Raw genomic sequence first — 15,247 nt, 5'->3', positions numbered from 1 at the left:
CCTTCGGCTCTCCCTCAGCTCGTGAGACAGCGCTTCACGGGAGAAACGCCTGAGGTCTCCACACGGCCGACCCTCGGTCTCTACAGAAGGAACACCTGAGGCGGGCGCCGGATTCCTCCGGGCCCGCCTCGGGGTGTGCGTGGTGGCTGCTCAGCCGCCTCAGACGGTGAGGAGGGCCTCCAGCGGGGCGCCCTCCAGGGCCGTCTCCAGCTTGCCGCGGCCCCCGAGGAAGCCGAGCTCCATCAGAACCGCCACACCGGCCACCTGAGCGCCCGCACGGCGGATGAGCCGCAGTGACGCCTCGGCGGTGCCGCCGGTCGCCAGGACGTCGTCGACGACCAGGACGCGGTCGTCGGCGGCGAGATCCTCGGCGTGCACCTCGATCTCGGCGCTGCCGTACTCCAGGTCGTACGACTGGCTGAGCGTCGCTCCGGGGAGCTTGCCCGCCTTCCGTACGGGGATGAAGCCGAGCCCGGCGCGCAGGGCGACCGGGGCGCCCAGGATGAAGCCGCGGGCCTCCAGGCCGACGATCTTCGTGGCTCCGTGCCGCACCGCGAGGTCCGCGAGGGCCTCGGTCAGTGCGGCGAAGGCCTCCGGGTCCGCGAGGAGCGGCGTGATGTCCTTGAACATCACCCCGGGCTCGGGGTAATCGGGAACGTCTCGGATGCGGCTGAGCAGCAGCTGAGTCGTTCCGGCGAGCTCGGTCATCGGCGCTTCCCCGACGGACGGCCGCGGCCACGGCCCCGCGAGGCAGGCTGTGTGCGCGGGCCGACGACGCCCGCGGGGGCGGCGTCCTGATCCACGTCGTCCTGCGGCTCGTCGTCCTCGTCCTGCGGGGCGCTCTCCACGGACTCGCCCTTGGCCGCGGCAGCGGCACGCTTGGCGAGGACGCGCTTCTTGAGCGCCTTCATCTGCGGCTCGGTCTCCTTGAGGTCGGCGACGAGCGGCGTGGCGATGAAGATCGAGGAGTACGCACCGGCCGCGAGGCCGACGAACAGCGACAGCGAGATGTCGTTGAGCATGCCCGCGCCCAGGAAACCGCCGCCGATGAAGAGCAGTCCGGCGACCGGCAGGAGCGCGACGACCGTGGTGTTGATCGAGCGCACCAGGGTGCTGTTGATACTGCGGTTGGCGACCTCGCTGTAGGTCCACCGGGTCTGCTTGGTGAGGTCCTTCGACTGCTCCTTCAAGCTGTCGAAGACCACCACGGTGTCGTAGAGCGAGTAACCGAGGATCGTCAGGAGACCGATGATCGTGCCCTGGGTGACCTCGAAGCCCACCAGGGCGTACACACCGACGGTGATCGTGATGTCGTGGATCAGGGCGATCAGCGCGGCGAGCGCCATGCGCCACTCGAAGGCGATCGCCAGATAGATCACCACGAGGACCATGAAGATGACCAGGCCCGTCCAGGCCTTCTTGCTGATCTGCTCACCCCAACTGGGGCCCACGAGATCGGCGTTGATGGTGTTGGCCTTCAGGTCCATGTCCTTGGCCAGATCAGCCTTGATCTGGTCGGACTTGGCGGTGTCCACACCGGCGACCTGGATGCGCAGACCGCCCGAGCCGAGCTCCTGGACGACCGCGTCGTGGCCGGAGGCCTCTTCCGCGTACTTCTCGGCCTGCGCGACCGAGACGCTGGTCTTCGGGGTGGTGAAGACAGCACCGCCCTCGAACTCGATGCCCATGTTCAGGCCGCGCACCGCAAGGCCGACGATGGCCGTGATGGTGATCAGGATCGAGATGCCGTACCAGATCTTGCGCTTGCCGACGAAGTCGTAGCCGACCTCACCGCGGTAGAGCCTGGCGCCGAGACTGCCGAGCTTCGACATCTCACGCCTCCTTCGGGTCGACAGGGCCAGCGGCAGAACCAGTGGCACGGCGGGTGCGGCGCAGCGGCGGCTTGGCGCCGAGGCGCTGCGGGTCGAGGCCGGACCACTTGTGGCCGTTCGCGAAGAACTTCTTGCGCGCCATCAGGGTCATCAGCGGCTTGGTGAAGAAGAAGACCACCACGACGTCGAGCAGCGTGGTCAGGCCGAGCGTGAACGCGAAGCCCTGGACCTTGCCGACCGTGACGATGAAGAGCACCGCGGCCGCGAGGAACGACACGAAGTCGGAGACCAGGATGGTGCGCCGGGCGCGCGGCCAGGCGCGCTCGACGGCGGGACGCAGGGTGCGCCCCTCCCTGATCTCGTCCCTGACGCGTTCGAAGAACACGATGAACGAGTCCGCCGTGATGCCGATCGCAACGATCGCACCACACACCGCGGGCAGGTTCAGGGTGAAGGAGATGGCCGGGCCGAGCAGCGTCATCAGGGTGTACGTCAGGGCTGCCGAGACCAGGAGGCTCGCGATGGCGATCAGCGAGAGGCCGCGGTAGTAGACCACCAGGTAGATGATGACGAGCGCGAGGCCGATGGCTCCGGCGATCAGACCGGCGTGCAGCTGCTCGCCGCCGAGCGCCGGGCTGACGGTGGTGACGCTCTGCTCCTGGAAGGTGAGCGGCAGCGCGCCGTACGACAGGATGTTCGCGAGGTCCTGGGCCGACTCCTGGGTGAAGCTGCCGGAGATCTCGGCGTTCGCGCTCAGGGTCGTGTTGACGCTGGGGGCCGATGCCACCTCGCCGTCGAGGACGATGGCGAACTGGTTCATGGGCGGCTGCTGCTGCGAGAGCTTGCTGGTCGTCTTCGAGAACTTCTTCGAGCCACCGCTCGTGAAGTCCATGTTGACGACCCAGGCACCGCTCTGCTGGTTGATCGTGGCCTTGGCGTCGTCGACGTCCTTGCCGTTCAGCTCGGCCGGACCGAGGACGTACTTCTCCCACTGCCCGGCGTTGTTCTTGCCACAGGCCACGGTCTGCTCGGACGGCTTGATGCCGTCGCCGACCTTGCCGCGCTGCGCCTTGTCGGTGCAGTCGAGCTCGGTGAACTTCTTCTGCAGCGCCGCGGTGGCCGGGTCGGCCGACGGGGTGGGGGTCGGCGACGCCTTGTCGTCCTTGTCGCTGGCCTTGTCCGAGGCCTTCGGGGTCGGCGTCGCGTCGGCCTTCAGGCCGTCGGTGACGGCGCGGCCCTGGGAGGTGGGCGAGTCGGAGGCGGTCGGGGTCGACGACGCCTTGTCGTCGCCCTTCTCGGTCGCCTTGTCCGGGTCCGCCTTGTCCTTGTCCTTGCCGGACGAACTGGCGGACGGCTCGGGGGTGGGCTCACCGCTGGCCACCGTCAGGACGGGACGGAAGTAGAGCTGAGCGGTCGTGCCGACCTGCTCGCGCGCCTGCTTCTCGTTCGTGCCCTTGGGGATGTTGACGATGATGTTGTCTTCGCCCTGGGTCTGCACCTCGGCCTCGGACACACCCAGACCATTGACGCGGTTGTTGATGATGCTGACCGCGGTGTTCATGTTGGTCGGGTTGATCGCGTTCTTCTGGCCGGGCTCGTTCTTCGCCTGGAGCGTGATGCTCGTGCCGCCGGCGAGGTCGATGCCGAGGCGAGGCGTGGTGTTCCCGGAAAGGAACATCCCCCCGGTGAGCGCCACGAGGGCGATCAGGATGAAAGCCAAAGAGCGGCCCGGCTTGCCCGGGGCGCTCTGCCTTCGGCCCTTCTTAGGTGCTGCCACCTTCTCGTTCTCCCTGTCCAACCGCCCGGCGTCCGGTGCACTGCCCCCATCGCTGAGCGGGGAGTTCCCAGGTTGGGCGGCCATGAATGGTGTCGAGACCCGTCACGAAACCCACGCACTGAGGGGGCCGTGGCAGCGCGAGCGGCGCGCCCCACGGACCCCGGTGGTGGTTACTTCGTGTCGGACTCGCCGTCGGTCTTCTTCGGCTCGGCGTCGTCGGCCTCGGGGGCGCTGTCCGCGTCCTTCTTGCCGAGGTCGATGGGCGAGTCGTCGGAAGCGCCGGCGGCGGGCTCGTCGGTCTCGGTCAGGGAGGAGGCGTCGTCCAGGACGACGGGGTTGTCCGACTTCAGGTCTTCACTCGTGCCGTGGACGATGCGGTTGTACTCGTCGTCGTCCAGGACGGCGCCCACGGAGTTCTTCGCGTAGAACGCGTGCACACCAGGAGCCACCTCAAGGAGGACGGCGTCGTCGTGAACCTCCTTGACGGTGGCGTACATGCCCCCGATCGTGCGGATGCCGGTGCCGGGCTGCATCTCATTGCGCATCTGCGCGGCCGCCTGCTGCTTCTTCTTGGCGGAGCGCGTCATCAGGAACATGGCCCCGATGAGCACGATGAAGGGGAGGAGGGTCACGATATTCACGGGACGGAGTTTCCTTCGCATGACCGCGCAGATAAGCGGCCTGATGGACGGGGGTGGGCACGCCGCCCACAAGGGCGGCATCGGCGGAGTCTAAGCGAGTCCGCACCTAAGGAACAACGCTCAGCATGGCACCGCAGTTCCTGACCGTTCCACTACGCGCGCCGTCACGCCCCGAACAGGTCCCCTTGTCCGATTCCGCCCGCCTGCCGTGGTGGAACAAGGCCGAGATGCGCCCATGCGGCGGGCGTCCCGACCCGGCCCCGGGGGGTGCGCGCGAGCAGTCCCTCCCGCACCAGGAAGGGCTCGGCGACCTCCTCGACCGTCTCGCGCTCCTCCCCCACGGCGACCGCGAGCGTCGACAGGCCCACGGGCCCGCCGCCGAAGAGCTTGAGCAGGGCTTCGAGGACGGCGCGGTCCAGGCGGTCCAGGCCGCGGGCGTCCACCTCGTAGACCTTGAGGGCCGCGCCCGCGATGTCCCTGTTGATCACTCCGTCGGCCTTGACCTGCGCATAGTCCCGGACGCGGCGCAGCAGGCGGTTGGCGATACGGGGCGTGCCGCGCGAGCGTCCCGCGATCTCGGCGGCGCCCTGCGGGTCGATCTCCACGTCGAGCAGCTGGGCGGAGCGATGGACGACCCGCTCCAGCTCGGCCGGTTCGTAGAACTCCATGTGCGCGGTGAAACCGAAGCGGTCACGCAGCGGCGGCGGCAGCAGACCCGCCCTGGTGGTGGCGCCGACCAGGGTGAAGGGCGGCAGTTCCAGCGGGATGGCCGTGGCGCCGGGGCCCTTGCCGACGATGACGTCGACGCGGAAGTCCTCCATCGCCATGTAGAGCATCTCTTCGGCGGGGCGTGACATCCGGTGGATCTCGTCCAGGAAGAGGACCTCTCCCTCCTGGAGGGAGGAGAGGATCGCGGCGAGGTCGCCCGCGTGCTGGATGGCCGGGCCACTGGTGATGCGGATCGGGGCGCCCATCTCGGCCGCGATGATCATCGAGAGGGTGGTCTTGCCGAGGCCGGGGGCGCCGGAGAGCAGGACGTGGTCGGCGGTGGCGCCGCGTGCGCGGGCCGCGCGCAGGACGAGGTCGAGCTGCTCGCGGACCTTCTCCTGGCCGATGAACTCGCCCAGGTCCTTGGGGCGAAGGGCGGCCTCGACCGCCTGGTCCTCGCCGTCGGCGGACGCACCCACGAGCCGCTCGGCCGCGCCGGGTGCGGCGGTCGCTTCGTCGGTCGTCTCGTCCCAGTTCATGAGCTCGCCTCGCGATGTGGTTCTGGTGGTCAGGGGCGTCAGGGGCAGGGGCTGGCGGGTGCGGGCTAGCGGGTGCGGTTCAGCGTCTGGAGCGCGGCCTTGAGGAGCTGGCCCACCTGCGGCTTCTCGGACGCCTCGGCCTGCGGGGTGACGGCGGCGACGGCTTCGTCGGCCTCGCGCGTCGCATACCCCAGGCCGATGAGCGCCGCGTGCAGCTGGTCGCTCCAGCCGGAGGTGACCGGGGTGCCGATCGCGGGACCGCCGGTGCCGAGGGGCTCGCCGAGCCGGTCCTTGTACTCAAGCAGCAGCTTCTGGGCGCCCTTCTTGCCGATGCCCGGGACCGCGGTGAGCGCCTTCTCGTCGCCGGTGGCGACCGCGCGGCGCAGGGCGTCCGGGCTGTGCACGGCGAGCATGGCCTGCGCGAGGCGGGGCCCGACGCCGCTGGCGGTCTGCAGGAGCTCGAAGGTCTGGCGCTCGTCGTCGTCCGCGAAGCCGTACAGAGTCAGGGAGTCCTCGCGGACGACCAGGGAGGTGGCGAGCTTGGCCGGCTGGCCGAGGCGCAGGGTGGAGAGCGTGTTCGGCGTGCACTGGACGGCCATGCCGATACCGCCGACCTCGACCACCGCGGTGTCGGGGGCGAGTGCGGCCACGGGGCCGCTGACGAAGGCGATCATGCGGTACGGCCTTTCTGTGCTGGTGCGGTCTTCGATGCGTGCAGGGCTGCGGCCTGCTGGAGGCGATTCTGGGCCACCGCCTGCTGGAGGCGATTCTGCGCGGGGGCGCGCCAGATGTGACAGATGGCGAGGGCGAGGGCGTCCGCCGCGTCGGCCGGCTTGGGCGGTGCGTCGAGCCGCAGGAGGCGGGTGACCATCGCTCCGACCTGCGCCTTGTCGGCACGGCCGCTGCCGGTGACGGCGGCCTTGACCTCGCTGGGGGTGTGCAGGGCGACGGGGATGCCGCGGCGCGACGCGCAGAGCATGGCCACGGCGCTGGCCTGGGCGGTGCCCATGACCGTACGCACGTTGTGCTGGCTGAACACCCGCTCCACGGCGAGGACTTCGGGGTCGTGCTCGTCGAGCCACTGCTCGATGCCCTGCTCGATGGCGACCAGGCGGTGGCCCAACTCGGCGTCCGGCGGCGTCCGTACGACACCGACGGCGCGCATGGTCAGCTGCCGCCCGGCGACCCCGTCGACGACGCCCACGCCGCACCGGGTCAGCCCGGGGTCCACCCCCAGTACGCGCATGCGCGCCCTCCCCTCGTCGCCGCGGCGATCTTCGAACTTCACGCCAGGCTATCCGCTGCCACCGACAACAGCGGCGGGCCGGTGGACGTGTGTCCCACCCGGCCCGCCGAAACTGCTCAGCTCGCGACAGCGCTACGCGTCGACCTTCTCCATGACCTCGTCGCTCACGTCGAAGTTGGCGAAGACGTTCTGGACGTCGTCGCTGTCCTCGAGCGCGTCGATCAGCTTGAAGATCTTCCGCGCGCCGTCCTCGTCCAGCTCGACCTGCATGGTCGGGACGAAGTTGGCGTCGGCCGAGTCGTAGTCGATGCCGGCGTCCTGGAGCGAGGTGCGGACCGCGACCAGGTCGGTGGCCTCGCTGAGCACCTCGAAGGACTCGCCGAGGTCGTTGACCTCTTCGGCGCCCGCGTCGAGGACCGCGCCGAGGACGTCGTCCTCGGACAGCTCGCCCTTGGGGACGATCACGACGCCCTTGCGGTTGAAGAGGTACGAGACGGAGCCCGGGTCGGCCATGGAGCCGCCGTTGCGGGTCATCGCGACGCGTACGTCCGAGGCCGCGCGGTTGCGGTTGTCGGTGAGGCACTCGATGAGCACCGCGACGCCGTTCGGGCCGTAGCCCTCGTACATGATCGTCTCGTACTCGGCGCCACCGGCTTCGAGACCGGCGCCGCGCTTGACCGCGGAGTCGATGTTCTTGTTCGGGACCGAGCTCTTCTTGGCCTTCTGGATGGCGTCGAAGAGGGTCGGGTTACCGGACACGTCGGCGCCGCCCGTGCGGGCCGCGACCTCGATGTTCTTGATCATCTTCGCGAAGAGCTTGCCGCGCTTGGCGTCAATCACGGCCTTCTTGTGCTTCGTCGTAGCCCATTTAGAGTGGCCGGACATCTGCCTGTCTCCTTCGCGTTACCCAACTGTACGAACGCAGAGATCCTACTAGGATCCCGCCGCCGCGTGCCCCCGCACCATCCCCACGAACAGCTCGTGCATGCGATGGTCGCCCGTCAGCTCGGGGTGGAACGACGTGGCGAGCGCGTTGCCCTGGCGCACGGCGACGATGTGACCCTCGTGCTCGGCGAGCACCTCGACGCTCGCGCCGACCGACTCGACCCAGGGGGCGCGGATGAAGACGCCCTCCACGGGGGCGCCGTCGATGCCGGCGATGGCGACGGCCGCCTCGAAGGACTCGTTCTGCCGCCCGAAGGCATTGCGGCGCACGATCATGTCGATGCCGCCGAAGGTCTCCTGCTCCGAGCGCGGATCCAGGATCTTGTCGGCGAGCATGATCAGGCCCGCGCAGGTGCCGTAGACCGGCATACCGGCGCGCACGCGTGCGCGCAGGGGCTCCAACAGGCCGAACAGGGCGGCCAGTTTGGAGATGGTGGTGGACTCACCGCCGGGGATGACCAGGCCGTCCACGTCGGCCAGCTCTTCGGGACGCCTGACCGGCCTGGCCACGGCGTCCGCCGAGGCCAGGGCGATCAAGTGTTCCCGTACGTCGCCCTGGAGAGCCAGGACGCCGACTACAGGGGTGTCAGTCATCTGCGTGGTGCCTTACCAGCCGCGGTTGGCATAGCGCTCGGCCTCGGGGAGGGTGTCGCAGTTGATGCCGACCATGGCCTCGCCGAGGTTGCGGGAAGCGTCCGCGATGATCTTGGGGTCGTCGTAGAAGGTGGTGGCCTTCACGATGGCGGCGGCGCGCGCGGCCGGGTCGCCCGACTTGAAGATGCCGGAGCCGACGAAGACGCCCTCGGCGCCGAGCTGACGCATCAGAGCGGCGTCGGCGGGGGTGGCGACGCCACCGGCCGAGAAGAGGACCACCGGCAGCTTGCCCAGCTCGGAGACCTCCTTGACCAGCTCGTACGGGGCGCGCAGGTCCTTGGCGGCGGCGTACAGCTCGTTGTTGTCGAAGCCGCGCAGCTTGGCGATCTCGTTCTTGATCTGGCGCAGGTGGCGCACGGCCTCGACGACGTTGCCGGTGCCGGCCTCACCCTTGGAGCGGATCATGGCCGCGCCCTCGGCGATGCGGCGCAGGGCCTCGCCCAGGTTGGTGGCGCCACACACGAACGGGGTCGTGAAGGCGAACTTGTCGCTGTGGTTGACCTCGTCGGCCGGGGTCAGGACCTCGGACTCGTCGATGTAGTCGACGCCGAGGGACTGGAGCACCTGGGCCTCGACGAAGTGGCCGATGCGGGACTTGGCCATGACGGGGATGGAGACGGCCTCGATGATCTCTTCGATCATGTTCGGGTCGGACATCCGGGCCACGCCGCCGTCCTTGCGGATGTCGGCAGGAACCCGCTCCAGCGCCATGACGGCCACCGCGCCGGCGTCCTCGGCTATCTTCGCCTGCTCGGCGTTGACGACGTCCATGATGACGCCGCCCTTGAGCTGCTCGGCCATGCCGCGCTTGACGCGCGCGGTGCCGGTCTCGGGCGACTGGTTGCTGCTGGGGAGGGTGCTGGACACGGAGTTGACCTCGCTCGCTGAAGACGGGTTACTGCGTCTACGAGGAAACTCCCGGCGACCAGTCCACAGCAAGGGCCAATAGACGACCCGTGGCTCATTTTTCCCGGACGCCCCTGGTCAGCGGCGTGTGTGGTGGCTCTATGTGGTCGCGCGGTCGGCCAGCGCGACCGGCGGCTCGTCGTCCATCTCGAAGGCCATCGGGAACGGCGCGTGCCCCGCGAGGCGGAACCAGCGGACCTTGCGGTGCCTGCGCAGGGCGCGGGCCGCGCGTACGGCGTCGTTGTGGAACCGCCGGGCCATCGGCACCCGGCGCACGGCCGCGGCCAGTTCGGTCGCCGCCTCGTCGCCGCCCGGGGCCTCGCGCACCGCCTCCACCTGCTGCACCTCGCCGAAGATCGCGCGCAGCGCCTGGCTGAGCTCGCTCTCGGCGACTTCGCGGTGCTCCTCCTCCGCCTGCCGGGCCGCGTGCGCCGCTTCGTAGAGCACGATGGAGGCCGCGGGGTCGAGCACCCCTGAGGTGGCCAGCTCCTGGGCGACCGAGGCGCGGCGCAGCAGCTGGGCGTCGAGAGCGGCGCGGGCCGCGTCGATGCGTGCGTGCAGCCGGTCGAGCCGGCCCGCGGTCCAGCTCAGGTAGAGGCCGATCGCGAAGAGGGCTACCGCGATCCAGATCAGTGTCGAGGTCACCGGGGGAAGGCTAGTCGCATCGGCGGCGCCGGTTCACCGCCGGGCCCCCCGCTCCGTCACGGGGAACCCGGCGAGCGGTTCAGTCCCGTGCGAGCCCGAAGCGCGACCGGAGGCTCGCGCGTTCATCGGCGGCCACCGCCGCCGCGCCGTCCGCCACCGTCTCGTACACCGAGAGGATGTCGGCGCCCACCGTCGACCAGTCGAAGCGGCGCACGTGCTTGCTGCCGCGCTCCCGCAGCTCCTCGCGGCGCTCGGGGTCGCCCAGGAGCCGCAGCGCCCCGGCGGCCAGCGAGTCCGCGTCCTCGTTGGTGAACAGGTCGCCCGCGGCGCCCTGGTCGAGGACCTGCGCGAAGGCGTCCAGATCGCTGGCGAGGACGGGTGCGCCCGCCGAAAGGGCCTCGACCAGGATGATCCCGAAGCTCTCGCCCCCGGTGTTGGGAGCGACGTACACGTCCACGCTGCGCAGCAGCCGCGCCTTGTCCTCGTCGCTGACCATGCCGAGGAACTCCACGCGTTCGCGCATCTCGACGGGCAGCGAGGAGACGGCCTCGTGCTCGTCGCCGCGGCCCGCGACGAGCAGCCGGGTGTCGGGGCGCTCGGCGAGGATCTTCGGCAGCGCCTTCATCAGCACCGGAAGGCCCTTGCGCGGCTCGTCGATGCGGCCGATGAAGCCGATCGTGCCGCCCTGCCACTCCGCCTTGGGCTCGACCTTGGTGAAGAAGTCGACGTCCACGCCGTTCGGGATGACGACCGCGTCGCCGCCCAGGTGCTCGACGAGCGTGCGGCGCGCGTACTCGCTCACCGCGATGCGCGCGCTGATCTTCTCCAGGGCGGGCTGCAGGATCGGGTACGCCGCGATCATCGCCCGCGAGCGCGGGTTGGACGTGTGGAACGTCGCGACGATCGGGCCCTGCGCCGCCCAGCACGTGAGCAGCCCCAGGGAGGGCGAGGTCGGCTCGTGGATGTGGATGACGTCGAAGGTGCCGTCGTGCAGCCAGCGCCGCACCCGCGCGGCCGAGAGGAACCCGAAGTTGAGCCGGGCCACCGAGCCGTTGTACGGAACCGGGACGGCGCGGCCCGCCGACACGACGTACGGCGGAAGGGGGGTCTCGTCATCCGCCGGGGCCAGGACGGACACCTCGTGCCCGAGGCGGATCAGATGCTCCGCGAGGTCGCGGATGTGGAACTGGACGCCGCCCGGCACGTCCCACGAGTAGGGGCAGACGATGCCGATCCTCACGGGGCGGTCCCCTCGGCGGGGTGCCCGGAACCGTCGGCGGGCCCCTTCGCGGGGTCGAGATCAGCGAGCCACAAGCGCTGCAGCATGTGCCAGTCCTCCGGATGGTCGGCGATACCCGTGGCGAAGGCGTCTGCCAGCGCCTGCGTCATGACAGACGTCTTCTCCGTGCGGGTACCTGTCTCGGGGACATCGATGGGGGCGTGAACACGCCCCTTCATGACGGGCGTCTCGTCGAACCAGAGAGTGACGGGCAGCAACAGCGCTCCCGTCTGCTGCGCGAGGATCGCGGGCCCCGCGGGCATCCGCGCGGTGTCCCCGAAGAACTTCACCTCGACGCCGGAGGCCGAGAGGTCCCGGTCCGCGACGAGGCAGACCAGGCCGCCCGCGCGCAGCCGCCGCGCCAGGGTGCCGAAGGCGGAGCCGCCCTCGTGCGGCAGGACCTCCATGCCGAGGCCCTCGCGGTAGGCGACGAAGCGGTCGTACAGCGTCTCGGGCTTGAGGCGCTCGGCGACCGTCGTGAACGGCGTGTCCAGCTTCGTGGTGACCCATGCGCCCGCCAGGTCCCAGTTGCCCAGGTGCGGAAGGGCCAGAATGACGCCCTTGCCGGAGGCCAGGCCGTCCGTCAGCCGGTGGAGGTCGTTGATGGCGACGCCTGCCCCGATACGCTCCCGGCTCCACGACGGCAGCCGGAACGACTCCATCCAGTAGCGCAGGTACGAGCGCATGCCCGCCCTGGACAGTTCGGCGAGGCGCTCCGGGCTCGCGTCGGGCACCACGCGCGCGTAGTTGGCCTCCAGGCGCAGGATGCCCTTGCCGCGCCGCTTCCACACGGTGTCGGCGATGGTCCGGCCGAGGCGTACCGCCACCGGTTCCGGGAGCTTCTTGACCGTGCTCCAGGCTGCTCCGTAGAGCGCGTCGGTCAGTCGGTCCTTCACGACGTGGCCTCACTGCCCTGGGCCGGTGCCTGCGTGGCCGCGTCCGCCTCGGCGGCCTCCTTGCGCACGGTCACGACGCGCTGGACGAGCGTGACGAGGCTGCCCACGGCGACGATCCACAGGGCGATCGGCAGCAGGACGTCGATGCCGGGGACCCCGAACTTGTGCAGTCCCGCCAGGCCCGCGGCGACCAGCGAGATCACCAGGCGCTCGGCGCGCTCCACCAGGCCGTTGACGGCGACGGGCAGGCCGATCGCCTCGCCGCGCGCCTTCGTGTACGAGACCACCTGGCCGCTGGCCAGGCAGAAGATGGAGACGGCGCACAGGACGTCGTTGTCGCCGGAGCCCGCGTACCAGAGCGCCAGGCCACCGAAGATCGCGCTGTCGGCCACCCGGTCGAGTGTCGAGTCGAGGAAGGCTCCCCAGCGGCTGGAGCGTCCCAGCTGCCGCGCCATGTTCCCGTCGACGAGGTCGGAGAACACGAAGAGCGTGATGACGATCGTGCCCCAGAAGAACTCTCCGCGGGGGAAGAAGACCAGCGCGCCCGCCACCACACCGGCGGTGCCGATGAACGTGACCGCGTCGGGGCTCACGCCGCGACGGATGAGAAACGCGGCGAACGGTGTGAGAACACGCGTGAAGAATGCACGCGCGTACTTGTTCAGCATGGCCTTCCCGAGGGGTCGGTGAGCCGCGCGGCCCTGTTGGCCACCGGCTGGCCCATCGTAGTCACGCCCTTGACGGACCGGCTCGCCCCCTCACGATCGCGTACGACGTATGGACGCACAGTGACCCGAGTGGAAAGCTCGAAAGCACCGCGGGCGTCGCCGGAGCCGACCCGCACACGGCCCCGCATGTCCGCGAGCAGCCAGCATCCCCGAGGGGGCGGTGCCTCCTCACCGTGCACGTGACCGGGAGGCCAAGGCATGGGCGACAAGGCGAACGCACACCCCGGAGCCGCCGGCAGGGCTACAGCGGCCGACCACCCCGCGTCCGTACGGAATGTGGTGCTGGTCGGCCACAGCGGATCGGGCAAGACGACTCTGGTGGAGGCCCTCGCGCTGACCGCGGGGGCGGTGAACCGCGCGGGCCGCGTGGAGGACGGCACCGCCGTCTCCGACTACGACGACATCGAGCACCGTCAGCAGCGCTCGGTGCAGCTGTCCCTGGTCCCCGTCGAATGGGGCGGCTTCAAGATCAATCTTCTGGACACCCCCGGGTACGCCGATTTCGTCGGCGAGTTGAGGGCCGGTCTGCGCGCGGCGGACGCGGCCCTTTTCGTCGTTTCGGCGGCCGAGGGCAGAGAAGGCATCACCGGCGCGACCCGCATGGTGTGGGAGGAGTGCGCGGCGGTCGGCATGCCGCGGGCCATCGTGGTGACGCACCTGGAGGCGGCCCGCGCCGACTTCAGCGACATGACGCGGACCTGCGCCGACGCGTTCGGGGCCGACGATCCCGACGCCGTGCTCCCGCTGTACCTGCCGCTGCACGGGACCGAGGGGCCTGACGGGCACGCACCGGTGACCGGCCTGGTCGGGCTGCTCTCGCAGCGGATCTTCGACTACGCGTCCGGCGAGCGCAAGGAGTCCGAACCGGGCGACGACCAGCTCCCGCTCATCGAGGACGCACGCAACAAACTGATCGAGGGGATCATCGCCGAGAGCGAGGACGAGTCCCTCATGGACCGTTACCTCAGCGGCGAGGACATCGACTTCAAGACACTCGTGGACGACCTGGAACGGGCCGTGGCGCGCGGCATCTTCCACCCCGTCCTCGCGGCGGCGCCCGCGGCCGAGGGCGCCCGGCAGGGCATCGGCACGGTGGAGCTCCTCGAACTGATCACGGGCGGCTTCCCCACCCCCCTGGAGCACCCGGCGCCGGCCGTCACCACACCGGGCGGCAAGCCGCGGCCCGCGCTCACCTGCGACCCCGACGGGCCGCTGGTCGCCGAGGTCGTGAAGACCGCGTCCGACCCCTACGTGGGGCGCGTCTCGCTCGTACGCGTCTTCTCCGGCACCCTGCGCCCCGACGAGACCGTGCACGTCTCCGGGCACGGCCTTGCCGACCGCGGCCACGAGGACCACGACGTCGACGAGCGCGTCGGCGCTCTCTCCTCCCCCTTCGGCAAGCAGCAGCGCACGCTCACCCGCTGCATCGCGGGCGATCTGGCCTGCGTCGCCAAGCTGAACCGCGCCGAGACGGGCGACACCCTCTCGGCCAAGGACAATCCGCTCCTGATGGAGCCCTGGGACATGCCCGACCCGCTCCTGCCGCTCGCCATCCAGGCGCACAGCAAGGCGGACGAGGACAAGCTCTCCCAGGGGCTCTCGCGCCTGGTCGCCGAGGACCCGACGATGCGCCTGGAACAGAACCAGGACACCCACCAGGTGGTCCTGTGGTGCCTGGGCGAGGCCCACGCGGACGTCGCCCTGGAACGGCTGCGCAGCCGGTACGGCGTGCGGGTCGACGTCGTGACCCACAAGGTCTCCCTCCGGGAGACGTTCGCGGGCAGGTCGGGGGGACGCGGCCGCCATGTGAAGCAGTCCGGCGGCCACGGCCAGTACGCGATCTGTGAGATCGAGGTCGAACCGCTGCCGGGCGGCAGCGGCATCGAGTTCGTCGACAAGGTCGTGGGCGGCGCCGTGCCCCGGCAGTTCATCCCGTCCGTCGAGAAGGGCGTGCGGGCGCAGGCCGCGCGGGGTGTGGCCGCCGGCTACCCCCTCATCGACGTACGGATCACGCTGCTCGACGGCAAGGCGCACTCGGTGGACTCCTCCGACGCCGCGTTCCAGACGGCGGGCGCGCTCGCCCTGCGCGAGGCATCGGCCGAGGCCAGGATCCATCTCCTGGAGCCGGTGGCCGAGGTGCGGGTCCTGGTCGCCGACGACCATGTGGGCGCGGTGATGAGCGACCTCTCGGGGCGTCGCGGCCGGGTGGTCGGGACCGAGCAGGCGCCCGGCGGGCGCACGCTCGTACGGGCCGAGGTGCCCGAGATCGAGATCGGGCGGTATGCCGTGGACCTGCGGTCCCTGTCGCAGGGCACCGCGCGCTTCAGCCGGACGTACGCACGCCACGAGCCCATGCCTCCGCAGCTCTCCGAGAGGATCCGTGAACAGGCCCAGGACGTCTCCTAGTTGATCGGATCCGGCAGGGTGCACCGGATGCGCCCTGCCGGATGT

General features: G+C 70.3%; 15 protein-coding genes. 1 reads left to right on the top strand and 14 read right to left on the bottom strand.

Annotated features, from left to right (window positions below; all coding sequences use genetic code 11):
• Positions 1-159: 159 nt before the first annotated feature.
• From M4V62_RS34530 to pgsA, 14 genes are all read right to left on the bottom strand, one after another.
• A complete protein-coding gene (locus M4V62_RS34530) occupies positions 160-708 on the bottom strand; it encodes an adenine phosphoribosyltransferase (protein ID WP_249591110.1) in 549 nt (182 codons plus the stop codon).
• Entirely contained in the window at positions 705-1,832 is a 1,128-nt protein-coding gene (gene secF, locus M4V62_RS34525) for a protein translocase subunit SecF (protein ID WP_249591109.1), read from the bottom strand. The genes M4V62_RS34530 and secF overlap by 4 nt, the downstream gene beginning before the upstream one ends.
• Before the next feature lies 1 nt (position 1,833).
• Positions 1,834-3,609, bottom strand: coding sequence for a protein translocase subunit SecD (gene secD / locus M4V62_RS34520; protein ID WP_249591108.1), 1,776 nt, complete (start codon positions 3,607-3,609; stop codon positions 1,834-1,836).
• 170 nt (positions 3,610-3,779) lie between these two features.
• Complete coding sequence (yajC, locus tag M4V62_RS34515) at positions 3,780-4,250, bottom strand: preprotein translocase subunit YajC (RefSeq protein ID WP_249591107.1); 471 nt, start codon at positions 4,248-4,250, stop codon at positions 3,780-3,782.
• A gap of 164 nt (positions 4,251-4,414) precedes the next feature.
• Positions 4,415-5,497 (bottom strand): Holliday junction branch migration DNA helicase RuvB, encoded by a 1,083-nt coding sequence (gene ruvB, locus M4V62_RS34510; protein WP_249591106.1) that lies wholly within the window; start codon positions 5,495-5,497, stop codon positions 4,415-4,417.
• 65 nt (positions 5,498-5,562) lie between these two features.
• Positions 5,563-6,171: a Holliday junction branch migration protein RuvA gene (ruvA, locus tag M4V62_RS34505; protein WP_249591105.1), complete on the bottom strand. Its 609-nt coding sequence runs from the start codon at positions 6,169-6,171 to the stop codon at positions 5,563-5,565.
• The gene (ruvC, locus tag M4V62_RS34500) at positions 6,168-6,743 is read right to left on the bottom strand and encodes a crossover junction endodeoxyribonuclease RuvC (protein ID WP_249591104.1); all 576 of its coding nucleotides are present in this window, start codon (positions 6,741-6,743) and stop codon (positions 6,168-6,170) included. Before ruvC ends, ruvA begins: the two co-directional genes overlap by 4 nt.
• Positions 6,744-6,875: 132 nt before the next feature.
• Positions 6,876-7,628: a YebC/PmpR family DNA-binding transcriptional regulator gene (locus M4V62_RS34495; protein WP_249591103.1), complete on the bottom strand. Its 753-nt coding sequence runs from the start codon at positions 7,626-7,628 to the stop codon at positions 6,876-6,878.
• 48 nt (positions 7,629-7,676) lie between these two features.
• On the bottom strand, positions 7,677-8,282 hold the full coding sequence (gene pdxT, locus M4V62_RS34490) for a pyridoxal 5'-phosphate synthase glutaminase subunit PdxT (RefSeq protein ID WP_249591102.1): 606 nt from the start codon (positions 8,280-8,282) through the stop codon (positions 7,677-7,679).
• A 12-nt stretch (positions 8,283-8,294) separates the two neighbouring features.
• A complete protein-coding gene (gene pdxS / locus M4V62_RS34485) occupies positions 8,295-9,209 on the bottom strand; it encodes a pyridoxal 5'-phosphate synthase lyase subunit PdxS (RefSeq protein ID WP_160503800.1) in 915 nt (304 codons plus the stop codon).
• Between the two features lie 138 nt (positions 9,210-9,347).
• A complete protein-coding gene (locus M4V62_RS34480) occupies positions 9,348-9,893 on the bottom strand; it encodes a LemA family protein (protein ID WP_249591101.1) in 546 nt (181 codons plus the stop codon).
• Positions 9,894-9,972: 79 nt separating this feature from the next.
• Positions 9,973-11,133, bottom strand: coding sequence for a glycosyltransferase family 4 protein (locus M4V62_RS34475; RefSeq protein ID WP_249591100.1), 1,161 nt, complete (start codon positions 11,131-11,133; stop codon positions 9,973-9,975).
• Positions 11,130-12,068: a phosphatidylinositol mannoside acyltransferase gene (locus tag M4V62_RS34470; RefSeq protein WP_249591099.1), complete on the bottom strand. Its 939-nt coding sequence runs from the start codon at positions 12,066-12,068 to the stop codon at positions 11,130-11,132. Before M4V62_RS34470 ends, M4V62_RS34475 begins: the two co-directional genes overlap by 4 nt.
• Complete coding sequence (gene pgsA / locus M4V62_RS34465; protein ID WP_249591098.1) at positions 12,065-12,736, bottom strand: phosphatidylinositol phosphate synthase; 672 nt, start codon at positions 12,734-12,736, stop codon at positions 12,065-12,067. The genes M4V62_RS34470 and pgsA overlap by 4 nt, the downstream gene beginning before the upstream one ends.
• A gap of 258 nt (positions 12,737-12,994) precedes the next feature.
• On the opposite strand from pgsA, the gene M4V62_RS34460 reads away from it, so the two are divergent.
• Positions 12,995-15,202 carry an elongation factor G-like protein EF-G2 gene (locus tag M4V62_RS34460; RefSeq protein WP_249591097.1) on the top strand — a complete coding sequence of 736 codons (2,208 nt, stop codon included), beginning with the start codon at positions 12,995-12,997 and terminating at the stop codon, positions 15,200-15,202.
• The last annotated feature ends 45 nt before the right edge of the window (positions 15,203-15,247 follow it).

Source organism: Streptomyces durmitorensis (assembly GCF_023498005.1).
Lineage (GTDB): Bacteria > Actinomycetota > Actinomycetes > Streptomycetales > Streptomycetaceae > Streptomyces > Streptomyces durmitorensis.
This window is presented reverse-complemented; position numbering and strand designations above follow the sequence as displayed.

What these genes read in the sequence shown, in the direction of transcription:
- M4V62_RS34530 (WP_249591110.1), bottom strand. Translation starts at nt 708, where the DNA reads ATGACCGAGCTCGCCGGAACGACTCAGCTGCTGCTCAGCCGCATCCGA.
- secF (WP_249591109.1), bottom strand. Translation starts at nt 1,832, where the DNA reads ATGTCGAAGCTCGGCAGTCTCGGCGCCAGGCTCTACCGCGGTGAGGTC.
- ruvB (WP_249591106.1), bottom strand. Translation starts at nt 5,497, where the DNA reads ATGAACTGGGACGAGACGACCGACGAAGCGACCGCCGCACCCGGCGCG.
- ruvA (WP_249591105.1), bottom strand. Translation starts at nt 6,171, where the DNA reads ATGATCGCCTTCGTCAGCGGCCCCGTGGCCGCACTCGCCCCCGACACC.
- ruvC (WP_249591104.1), bottom strand. Translation starts at nt 6,743, where the DNA reads ATGCGCGTACTGGGGGTGGACCCCGGGCTGACCCGGTGCGGCGTGGGC.
- M4V62_RS34495 (WP_249591103.1), bottom strand. Translation starts at nt 7,628, where the DNA reads ATGTCCGGCCACTCTAAATGGGCTACGACGAAGCACAAGAAGGCCGTG.
- pdxT (WP_249591102.1), bottom strand. Translation starts at nt 8,282, where the DNA reads ATGACTGACACCCCTGTAGTCGGCGTCCTGGCTCTCCAGGGCGACGTA.
- pgsA (WP_249591098.1), bottom strand. Translation starts at nt 12,736, where the DNA reads ATGCTGAACAAGTACGCGCGTGCATTCTTCACGCGTGTTCTCACACCG.
- M4V62_RS34460 (WP_249591097.1), top strand. Translation starts at nt 12,995, where the DNA reads ATGGGCGACAAGGCGAACGCACACCCCGGAGCCGCCGGCAGGGCTACA.